Origin of the sequence: Streptomyces sp. SID1328 (assembly GCF_009865595.1) — a bacterium.
GTDB lineage: Bacteria > Actinomycetota > Actinomycetes > Streptomycetales > Streptomycetaceae > Streptomyces > Streptomyces griseoluteus.
In genome coordinates this window covers 1-9,840 of sequence record NZ_WWKH01001043.1, presented here as the reverse complement: position 1 = coordinate 9,840, position 9,840 = coordinate 1, and the positions used below count along the sequence as shown (strand labels likewise).

The following is a 9,840-nucleotide window of genomic DNA, read 5'->3' as shown; positions in this document are numbered from 1 at the left end:
AGGGAAACCCCCGCACCTTTGGTGCGGGGGTTTTCTGCGTTCAGGGTCATTTAGGGTCAGAGGTATGCGCTACGACCTCATCCTCTTCGACAACGACGGCGTCCTGGTGGACAGTGAGCCCATCTCCAATCGGCATCTCGCCGCCTATCTGACCGAGCTGGGGCACCCGACGACCTACGACGAGTCGATACGGGACTACATGGGCTCCGCCATGCACCGCGTGCACGACATCGTGCTGGAGCGGACCGGGGAGAGGCTGCCCGTGGACTTCGACGACGTCTTTCACGCGAGGGTGTTCGCGGCGTTCGAGGAGGAGCTGCGGCCCGTGGCCGGCGTCGAAGGGGTGCTGGAGAAGCTGACCGCCGGCGGGGTGCCCTACTGCGTGGCCTCCTCCGGGAGTCATGAGCGGATTCGGGTCGGGCACCGGGTGACCGGGCTGGACCGGTGGTTCGACGACGACCGTATCTTCAGCTCGCAGGACGTCGGCCGGGGCAAGCCCGCTCCCGACCTGTTCCTGTACGCGGCCGAGCGGATGGGGGTCGCCCCCGAGCGATGCCTCGTCGTGGAGGACTCTCCGCTGGGGGTACAGGCGGCTCGGGCGGCCGGGATGGACGTGTACGGGTTCACCGCGATGACCCCGCCGGAGAAGCTCGCGGACGCCACTCAACTCTTCTCCTGCATGGGCGAGTTGGCTGACCTGCTGGTGTGACCGCGGCCATCGGGCGGACCTGACGGATGTCATGCCGACCTGTGGACGTTCGTTTCTGTCGGCCGGGCCCCCTCGGCCGCCAAGCTGAGGGCATGACGAAGAACACGGGGAACCAGGGCCAGGACAGCCGGCGCCAGGACCAGCATCGCCCGCCGAGCGCGCTGGAGAACTTCAAGCCGCTCCTCATCGACGTGGCGCTGCCGCTCGGCTCGTACTACGTCTTCAAGGAAGCATTCGGGATGAGCACGTTCGCCGCGCTCGCCTGGAGCAGTGTCGGGCCCGCGCTGCGCACGGTGTGGAGCCTGGCGCGGAAGCGGTCCGCCAATGGGCTCGCGCTGCTCATCCTGACCGTGAACGTGGCCGGCCTGGCGCTCAGCTTCGTCTCCGGGGACCCGCGGCTGATGCTCGCCAAGGACGGGGCGGTCAGCAGCACGGTCGCCCTCGGCATCCTGGTCTCCGTGGCACTGGGGCGGCCGATGATGACCGAGGGGATGAAGCCGTTCCTGGTGAAGGGGGACCCCGCCAGGGAGGGAGCCTGGCAGCGGCTCACCACCGGGACGGCGGCCGGGTCCGCCGACTTCCGGCGCAAGGAGCGGGTGTTCTCCCTCGTGTGGGGGGTGGCGCTGCTCATCGAGTGCGTGGCGCGTGTGGTGGGGGCGTACACCATTCCGGTCGACACCATGGTGTGGCTCGGTGGGGTGTTGATGGCCGTGGTGATGGTGGGGACCTTTGTGATCAGCGGCGCGGTCGCGGTCGTGCCGATGGAGTGCCTGCTGAGCGAGGAGACCGCCGGGAAGCACGGTGACCCCGTGGAGCCCGCCGGGCCGGCCCAGGACAGCCGTACCAAGCTCGCCGCCGCAGCCTAACCCGGCCCGACCCGCACCGGCCGAAGATGAGCAGAACTCAACTTTGGCCGGATCTGTTCAGCACACCGCCCGGGGCCCTACGCTCGCCGCCATGACTGACGTGATGCGGCGGGGCAGGGCCTCGCTGGCGTTCGGTTTCTTCGTGCAGGGCGTCGCCTTCGCCCTGCTGGTGACGCGCATCCCGGCCATGCAGGACCGGTACGGGGTGTCGGACGGGCTGCTGCCGGTGTTCCTGGCGGCCGTGCCGATTCTGGCCGGGGCCGGCAGCGTGACGACCGAGCGGCTGGTGCGCCGGGTGCGGCCCAGCCGGCTGCTGCGGTGGTCCCAGCCGGTGGTGCTGCTGGCGCTGCTCGGTGTCGGTGCCGGGGATCAAGTGGCCGAGCTGGCCGTCGTCCTGGGGGTTTTCGGGCTGTCCGTGGGGATGCTGGACGCCTCCATGAACATGCTCGGGGTGAGCCTGCAGCGGGCGTACGGACGCAGCATCATGCTCAGCTTCCACGCGGCGTACAGCCTGGGCGGAATCCTCGGGGCGTCGCTCGCATGGGTGGGCGCGCACGAGGAGTTGACGCTGTGGATGTCGTATCTGCCGGTCGTGGTCGTGCTGTTGCCGGCCGTGTTGGTGGGGAGCCGTTGGTACGTCGACGGCGAGGCGGAGCCGGCGGAAGCGGGCGAGACCAAGGGGGTCGCCTTCCGGTTGCTGCTGCCGCTGTGTCTGGTGATGACGTTCGCGTACATCGGGGACTCGACGGTCTCCAACTGGAGCGCGAAGTACGTCAAGGACGTGCTGGGCGGGTCGGAGCAGCTGGCGACCGTTCCCTACAACGTGTACATGGTGACCACGCTGGTGGGGCGGGCCGGCGGGGATCTCGGGGTGCGGCGGTTCGGGGCCGTGGCGGTGGTGCGGCTGGGGGCGCTGGTGGCGGCCTGCGGGTTCGGGGTGGTGGCGATGGCGCCGGGCGCGTGGGTGGGGATGCTCGGGTTCACCCTGCTGGGGATCGGGCTGTGCGTGCTGGTGCCGCAGACGTTCGCGGCGGCGGGTCGGCTGTTCCCGGGGGCGTCGGACGCGGCGGTGGCGCGGCTCAACATCTTCAACTACGTCGGTTTCCTGGTCGGTTCGCCGTTGGTGGGGGCGCTCGGGGACGCCTGGAGCTACCGGGGCGCGATGCTCGTACCGATGGCACTCGTGCTGGTGACGACGGTGTACGCCCGGTCGTTCGCCTCCGGGGGCGACCGATACGGTGGCGGGCATGAGCGGCCGCGCACAGTTGATGTGGGACGAGGCAGTAACGGGCTATGACTTCGGCCCGGACCATCCGATGGCTCCGGTGCGGCTGGAGCTGACCCGGAAGCTGGTGGCGGCCCTCGGCCTGGACCGGGAGCTGGAGATCGTCGCGGCCAAGCCGGCCGGGGAGTCGACGCTGCGGCTGGTGCACCGGGAGGACTACATCGACGCGGTGCGGACCGCGTCGGCGGACCCGCGCGCGGCGGACGGGTCGTACGGTCTCGGGACGGTGGACGATCCGGCGTTCGCCGGGATGCACGAGGTGTCCGCGCTGATCGCCGGCCAGTCGGTGGCGGCGGCCGAGGCGGTGTGGCGGGGGGACGCCGACCACGCGGTGAACTTCGCGGGCGGGCTGCACCACGCGATGCCGGGCGGGGCGTCCGGGTTCTGCGTGTACAACGACGCCGCGCTGGCCATCGCCCGGCTGCTGGAGCTGGGCGTGGAGCGGGTCGCCTATGTGGACGTGGACGTGCATCACGGGGACGGGGTGCAGGCGGCGTTCTGGGAGGACCCCCGGGTGCTCACCATCTCGCTGCACGAGCACCCCCGCACCCTGTTCCCGGCGACCGGGTGGCCGCAGGAGACGGGCGCGGGCGCCGGGGAGGGGGCGGCGGTGAACGTGGCGCTGCCCGCCGGGACCGGGGACGCCGGGTGGCTGCGGGCGTTCCACGCGGTGGTCCCGGAGCTGCTGGCGGAGTTCCGGCCCCAGGTGCTGGTGTCGCAGCACGGGGCGGACACGCACTTCGAGGACCCGCTCGCGCATCTCGCGGTCTCGCTGGACGCGCAGCGGGCGGTGCAGGTGGCCTGCCACGAGCTGGCTCACACCTACGCGGACGGCAGGTGGCTGGCGCTGGGCGGCGGCGGGTACGCGGTGGTCGACGTGGTGCCGAGATCGTGGACGCATCTCGTGGGCATCGCGGCCGGGCGGGAGATCGCGCCGGAGACGGTGATCCCCGAGGGCTGGCGGCAGGAAGTGTACGCACGCACCCGGCAGCTGGGGCCGCAGCGGATGACCGACGGCCGCTGGCCGGTGAGCTGGGCGCCCTGGGAGTCGGGATACGACCCGGCCGACCGGCTCGACCAGGCGGTACTGGCCACCCGGCGCTCGGCGTTCCCGCTGCGGGGTCTGCTGGCCTGAGCGGGGCGGGGCGAGTGGCCGTTACGCCAACCGTGCGGTCTTTCCCCGTTCCCCCTCCGGTCGCCCGCCCGGTGGGCCACGATCGCACCCGTGTTGGACACCGGTGCCCTGCGCGCGCACCTGCTCGCCGCCCGTCTCGCCGGGGAGGTCGCCACCGCGCGGGAGGACAGCCTGCGCAACTACCGGCTGTTCGCCGCGCGCGACCCCCGCGCGCTGATCGGGATCGATCCCGAACGGTCCTGGGGGCAGCGGGAACTGCTCGGTCTGATGGCGGACCGGTGCGGGGTCTCGGCCGATCCACTGCATACTTCGGGCCGGGACGTGATCGATCCGGAGCGGACGCTGGCCGCGCTGGACGCCTTCGCGCTGGCGATCGCCGGCGCGGCCCGGCGGGGGGTGCCGGTGCTGTTCGGTACCGGGCACCCCCGGCAGCTCCTGGGGTTCTACGCCGCGCTCGCGGACGCCGTGTCGGCGGCGGGATGTGAGATTCTCACCCCCGCGCAGGGTCGCTGTGTCGACATATTGACCCGGTTCGGTCTACGCACGCACCACCTCGACTACGTACGTGGGGTTGCCCTGGTGCGGGAACCGGCGAGCGGGCGCCGGGGTGGTGAGCCGGGTGCGCACAGCCATTCCCCGCTCCCGGTTCGGCTCGCGCTGGCGGCCGCCGCGGAGTCCGGCGGGCCCCTGCCCGGACTGGTCGTCGGAGATCACGGATGGGTCTGCGGCGCAGGTCAGTTGGGGTTCGAGGCGATCGGTCTGGCCGACTCCGACGACCCCGCGCCCTTCGTCGGCGAGGCCGAGGGAACGGTGTCCGTGGTCGTTCCGCTTGACGACGCCGTACGGTCTGGTCACTACCGCCCGCTCACCCGCTACGTACTCAAACGAGCGTGTCTGTCACAGTAGGCCGCCGATGGGGACACCTCTTCCCCATTCGCATCACCCGCCCCTAGTCTGGGGAGTGAGCACGCAACGACGAAGAGTCACCGGAAGGGGAAGCCGGTGGCCGTCGAGTGCGGAAGGTTCAGGTGTGTCATGGCTGGTGCAGGCGAGAGGCCGTTGAACGAGGTCCAGTTCCTCACCGTGGCGGAGGTCGCCTCGGTGATGCGAGTGTCCAAGATGACCGTGTACCGCTTGGTGCACAGCGGTCATCTGCCCGCGATCAGGGTGGGGCGGTCCTTCCGTGTCCCCGAGCAAGCGGTTCACGAGTACCTCCGGGAGAGCTACGTGGGGGTGGAAACGGCCTGACGGCGGTCCGGAAGATCCCGGAACAAGCCCTCGATTACGACCACGGCGCTCGGGCGGGTAGGCTGACCCCTCGTAGGTCGTATGGGCCCATGGCGCCCAGCAACCGAGTCATGAGAAGTGAGCGAGGGTAGTCGTGGGCTCTGTTATCAAGAAGCGGCGTAAGCGGATGGCCAAGAAGAAGCACCGCAAGCTGCTCAAGCGCACGCGCGTTCAGCGCCGCAACAAGAAGTAAGCGGCACCGCGCGAAGACGCGTCCCCGGTGGCCCCCAGTCCGACACGGACTGGGGGCCACCGGCATGTCCGGGTCACCTCCTGGTGACAGTGACCCGATAGGTTGGCCGCACACGGGGAACGCGGACGAGGACGCGGTCCTCGTGCGCGCTCCCGCGAGGTCGGAAGAGAGGCGCTGGTCTTGGGAAAGGTCGTGCTCGTCACCGGAGCCGCCCGGCAGCTCGGCGGCCGGTTCGTGCGGCGCGTCCAGCGGGACCCGGAGGTCGACCGGGTGATCGCCCTGGACGCCGTGCCGCCCGCGCACGACCTCGGCGGGGCGGAGTTCATCCAGGCCGACATCCGGCAGCCGACCGTCGCCCGCGTGCTCGCGGAGACCGGCGCCGACACGGTCGTCCACATGGACGTGACCGGTACCGCGCTGGGCGGCGGCAGCCGGGCCACGGTCAAGGAGACCAATGTCATCGGCACCATGCAGCTGCTCGGCGCGTGCCAGAAGTCGCCCGCCGTCAAGCGGCTGGTGGTGAAGTCCAGCACCAATGTCTACGGCTCCGCCCCGCGCGACCCGGCCGTCTTCACCGAGACCACCCCCGCCAAGTCGCTGCCCAGCGGCGGCTTCGCCAAGGACGCCGTCGAGGTCGAGGGGTACGTACGCGGGTTCGCCCGGCGCCGCCCCGATGTCGCGGTGTGCGTGCTGCGGTTCGCCAATATCCTCGGGCCCACCCCGGACACCCCGCTCGCCTCCTACTTCGCGCTGCCCGTGCTGCCGACCGTGCTGGGCTACGACCCCCGGCTGCAGTTCGTGCACGAGGACGACGTGATCGAGGTGCTGCGGATCGCCTCGCACGAGCCGCGCCGGGGCACCCTCAACAGCGGCACCTTCAACATCGCGGGCGACGGGGTGCTGCTGCTCTCGCAGTGCTCCCGCCGGCTAGGCCGGCCCACCGTGCCACTGCTGCTGCCCGCGGTCACCTGGGCCGGGTCGCTGGTGCGTACGCTCGGTATGACGGACTTCTCACCCGAGCAGATCCGGCTGCTCACCCACGGCCGGGTGGTCGACACCGGCCAGATGCGCGACACCCTCGGGTTCGTGCCCACGTACACGACGGCGGAGACGTTCGCGGACTTCGCGCGCGGACAGGGTCCCGGGCTGCTGCCGCCCGAGACGCTCGCGGAGGCCGTCGACCGGGTCGCCGTGCTGACCGCCGGGAGCGGCGCCCGTGTCCCGCAGCCCGGCGCCAACTGAGGAGAGCGGCAACGATGGCGGACGCCAAGGTCATTCCGTTCGACGACGACCGGTCCCGCGGGGGCGCGGGGCAGCGGCCGCAGCGCCGCCGGAGCACGGGCGGCCGGCCCGGCGCGGTCCAGCCTCTGCCCACCAGAGGGGACGCCCGTGACGAGAAGCCCCCGGCCGAGGAGCGCGCGCGGGAGGCGGCCGACGCCCTGGAGCAGCGGGTCGCGCGCGGCCTCGCCTTCCTGCGCCGCCGGCTCACCGGGGACTACGAGGTCGACGACTTCGGGTACGACGAGGAGCTGACCGACCAGGTCCTGATGTCCCTGCTGCGCCCGGTGTACGAGAAGTACTTCCGGGTCGAGGTGAAGGGCATCGAGAACATCCCGGCCGAGGGCGGGGCGCTGATCGTCGCCAACCACTCCGGGACGCTGCCGCTGGACGGGCTGATGATGCAGGTCGCCGTGCACGACCGGCATCCGGCCGGCCGGCATCTGCGGCTGCTCGCGGCCGACCTGGTGTTCGTGCTGCCGGTCGTCAACGAGCTGGCCCGCAAGCTCGGTCACACCCTCGCCTGCGCCGAGGACGCCGAACGGCTGCTGGGCCAGGGCGAGCTGGTCGGGGTGATGCCGGAGGGGTTCAAGGGGATCGGCAAGCCGTTCGGGGAGCGGTACAAGCTCCAGCGGTTCGGCCGGGGCGGGTTCGTCTCCACCGCGCTCAGGCAGGGGGTGCCGATCGTCCCGTGCTCGATCGTCGGCGCCGAGGAGATCTACCCGATGATCGGCAACGCCAAGACGCTGGCACGGCTGCTGGGTTTCCCGTACTTCCCGCTGACGCCGACCTTCCCCTGGCTCGGGCCGCTCGGGGTGGTCCCGCTGCCGACGAAGTGGACCATCCAGTTCGGCGAGCCGATCCCCACGGACGGGTATCCGCCGGAGGCGGCCGAGGACCCGATGCTGATGTTCAACCTCACGGACCAGGTGCGCGAGCAGATCCAGCACACGCTGTACAAGCTGCTGGTGCAGCGGCGTTCGGTGTTCTTCTGAGTTCTTTCCCAGAGGTCTTCCGAAGGCCGTGCGCAAGGCGTACGTGAAAGCGGGGCGCCCCTGCTCGGAAAAGGGGCGCCCCGCTCTCGTACGCGCTACGGGCTACTCGGCGTCCTTGCTGTCGATGCCCAGGCCGGGCAGGAGACCCGGCAGGAGCGGCGGCAGGGTGACGTCCGGCTTGCCCGCCGGGCCGGACGACTTGCCCGCGGACGGCGAACCGCCCTCGGAGCCACCGGTCTTCGGGGGGTCCAGCAGACCGCCGGTGTCGCCGCCGAGGAGTCCGTCGTCGCTGTCTTTGGTGGCCGAGCCGCTCGGGGTGCCGGGGCTGCTGTCCCGGTCCTTGCCCGCCGACGGGGTGTCACCGGTGCTCGGGGAGCCGGACCGGTGGCCGCTCGCGGAGCCGGACGGGGCCACGCCGGGACGCCCGCCGCTGTGACCGTCGTCGCCCTTGGTGGCGGGCGGCTTGGGCAGCAGCGACTCCAGCGGGGCGACCTCTTCGTCTATGGCGTCGAAGACCGAGGAGACCTCGTCCTTCACATCGCCGAGCTGGACCGGGAGCCGGTCGCTCAGCGTGCTCCACACCTCGCGGTGGGAGCGGGAGAAGGCGGAGAGGGCCTGGATCGGGCCGAGGGAGTCGGGGTCCGCCTCGTAGGCCGCGTGCAGCAGGCGGTGGCCCTCGGTGACGTCGTTGCGCATGCCGGAGAGGGTGCGGCGGATCTCGCCGATGGACTCGTGGTCCAGCCGGCCGCTCCGGTCGCGCTCCATCAGCCTGCGGGCCTCGTTCAGCCGGGTGGAGGCGTGGTCCAGGTATGCCTGGCCGCGCTCCCCGTCGCCCTGACTGAGGTAGTTGAGCTGGAAGTCCTCGATGCCGCGCTTCAGCCCGTACAGCGAATCGCCGGGCAGGGCCTCGGAGCTGGCGGCGGCCACTCCGCCGAAGGCACCGGCGGCCACGCCCACGCTGAGTCCGCCCGCGGTGAGCCCCTTGGCCAGCCGGGACCTGGGGCGCAGCTTGCTCAGCGGGCCGGCCCGGTGCGCGCCCCGGCCGGGGGAACGCTGCTCGGGTACCGACGCCGGAGCCGCTCCGCCCAGGGTGCCCTCCTGGACCATGGACTCCATCGCGGCCACCAACTGGGCCCGCTGGACGACCTTGACCTCCGGGTCGAGCTGGGGCCTGGGCAGCTCACCGAGTCCTTCCGCCAGGGCCAGCAGCTCGCCCTGATCGGATCTGCCCTCGGCGGGCGGTGGTTCCGCCCGGTGTGCGTGCTCGGCCGCCGTGTCCCGGTCGGACTGCTCCTCCAGGGCCTGGGCGAAGGCGTTCGCCCGCCGGTGCGCCGATACGTTCGCAATCACTGGCGGCACCTCCTCTCGTCATGACGGTCGACTCACAGGGAGCCTGTATCCCGCACAACGAGCGGCTCGGCACTTGGGTTACGGACGTCGGGCCGCCGGATCGCAAAACCAACTCACTTTCACCAAGGGTGAGTTGGATGTCGCTCTGCGTCGCGGGGTGGGCGGCCTCAGCGGGCGTCTTCCGGGAGGAGCCGGGCGAGCGTGCGCACGGCCCGGTACTGGAGGGTCTTGATGGCGCCCTCGTTCTTGCCCATCACCCGCGCGGTCTCGGCGACCGACAGGCCCTGGAGGAAGCGGAGCGTCACGCACTCCTGCTGCTGGGGGTTGAGCCGGCGCACCGCGTCCAGCAGTGCGGCGTTGGAGAGCGACTCCAGGACGGAGTCCTCGGGGGAGCGCGCGACCTCGTTGGCGTCGAGCATCTCGCCGGTGGTGACCTCCAGCCGGAAGCGGCTGGACTTGAAGTGGTCGGCGACCAGGTTGCGGGCGATCGTCACCAGCCAGGCGCCGAAGTCGCGGCCCTGCCAGGTGAAGGTGCCGATCCGGCGCAGGGCGCGCAGAAAGGTCTCGCTCGTCAGGTCCTCGGCCGTGGCCTTGCCGCCGACCCGGTAGTAGATGTACCGGTACACGGTGTCGCTGTACTGGTCGTAGAGGCGGCCGAACGCGTCCGCCTCACCTGCCTGGGCGCGTTCGACCAGGTCCATCATGCGGGCGCTGTCACTGTCCGCGGCCGGCCGGCGGGCGG

11 protein-coding genes are annotated in these 9,840 nt (G+C 71.4%); 9 read left to right on the top strand and 2 right to left on the bottom strand.

The annotated features are described in order from the left end of the window. Positions 1-64: 64 nt before the first annotated feature. From GT030_RS33705 to GT030_RS33665, 9 genes are all read left to right on the top strand, one after another. Entirely contained in the window at positions 65-709 is a 645-nt protein-coding gene (locus GT030_RS33705; RefSeq protein ID WP_161204314.1) for an HAD family hydrolase, read from the top strand. Between the two features lie 92 nt (positions 710-801). Then, complete coding sequence (locus GT030_RS33700) at positions 802-1,575, top strand: VC0807 family protein (protein ID WP_161204313.1); 774 nt, start codon at positions 802-804, stop codon at positions 1,573-1,575. A 43-nt stretch (positions 1,576-1,618) separates the two neighbouring features. Then, positions 1,619-2,872: an MFS transporter gene (locus GT030_RS33695; protein ID WP_237523006.1), complete on the top strand. Its 1,254-nt coding sequence runs from the start codon at positions 1,619-1,621 to the stop codon at positions 2,870-2,872. Continuing rightward, positions 2,823-3,995 (top strand): acetoin utilization protein AcuC, encoded by a 1,173-nt coding sequence (locus GT030_RS33690; protein ID WP_161204311.1) that lies wholly within the window; start codon positions 2,823-2,825, stop codon positions 3,993-3,995. Before GT030_RS33695 ends, GT030_RS33690 begins: the two co-directional genes overlap by 50 nt. A 90-nt stretch (positions 3,996-4,085) precedes the next feature. Beyond that, on the top strand, positions 4,086-4,901 hold the full coding sequence (locus tag GT030_RS33685) for a phosphatase (RefSeq protein ID WP_130331167.1): 816 nt from the start codon (positions 4,086-4,088) through the stop codon (positions 4,899-4,901). Positions 4,902-5,030: 129 nt separating this feature from the next. Then, positions 5,031-5,243, top strand: coding sequence for a helix-turn-helix domain-containing protein (locus tag GT030_RS33680; RefSeq protein ID WP_051781202.1), 213 nt, complete (start codon positions 5,031-5,033; stop codon positions 5,241-5,243). 133 nt (positions 5,244-5,376) lie between these two features. Further along, positions 5,377-5,475, top strand: a complete 99-nt coding sequence (locus GT030_RS33675) for an AURKAIP1/COX24 domain-containing protein (protein ID WP_003948845.1) — start codon at positions 5,377-5,379, stop codon at positions 5,473-5,475. Between the two features lie 180 nt (positions 5,476-5,655). Continuing rightward, on the top strand, positions 5,656-6,717 hold the full coding sequence (locus tag GT030_RS33670; RefSeq protein ID WP_086692217.1) for an NAD-dependent epimerase/dehydratase family protein: 1,062 nt from the start codon (positions 5,656-5,658) through the stop codon (positions 6,715-6,717). 14 nt (positions 6,718-6,731) lie between these two features. Then, the gene (locus tag GT030_RS33665) at positions 6,732-7,748 is read left to right on the top strand and encodes a lysophospholipid acyltransferase family protein (protein ID WP_161204310.1); all 1,017 of its coding nucleotides are present in this window, start codon (positions 6,732-6,734) and stop codon (positions 7,746-7,748) included. A 102-nt stretch (positions 7,749-7,850) separates the two neighbouring features. On the opposite strand, the gene GT030_RS33660 is transcribed toward GT030_RS33665, so the two are convergent. After that, complete coding sequence (locus GT030_RS33660; RefSeq protein WP_161204309.1) at positions 7,851-9,098, bottom strand: DUF5667 domain-containing protein; 1,248 nt, start codon at positions 9,096-9,098, stop codon at positions 7,851-7,853. 167 nt (positions 9,099-9,265) lie between these two features. Beyond that, the coding region (locus GT030_RS33655) for an ECF subfamily RNA polymerase sigma factor, BldN family (RefSeq protein WP_161204308.1) at positions 9,266-9,840 on the bottom strand (575 nt) is incomplete at its 5' end.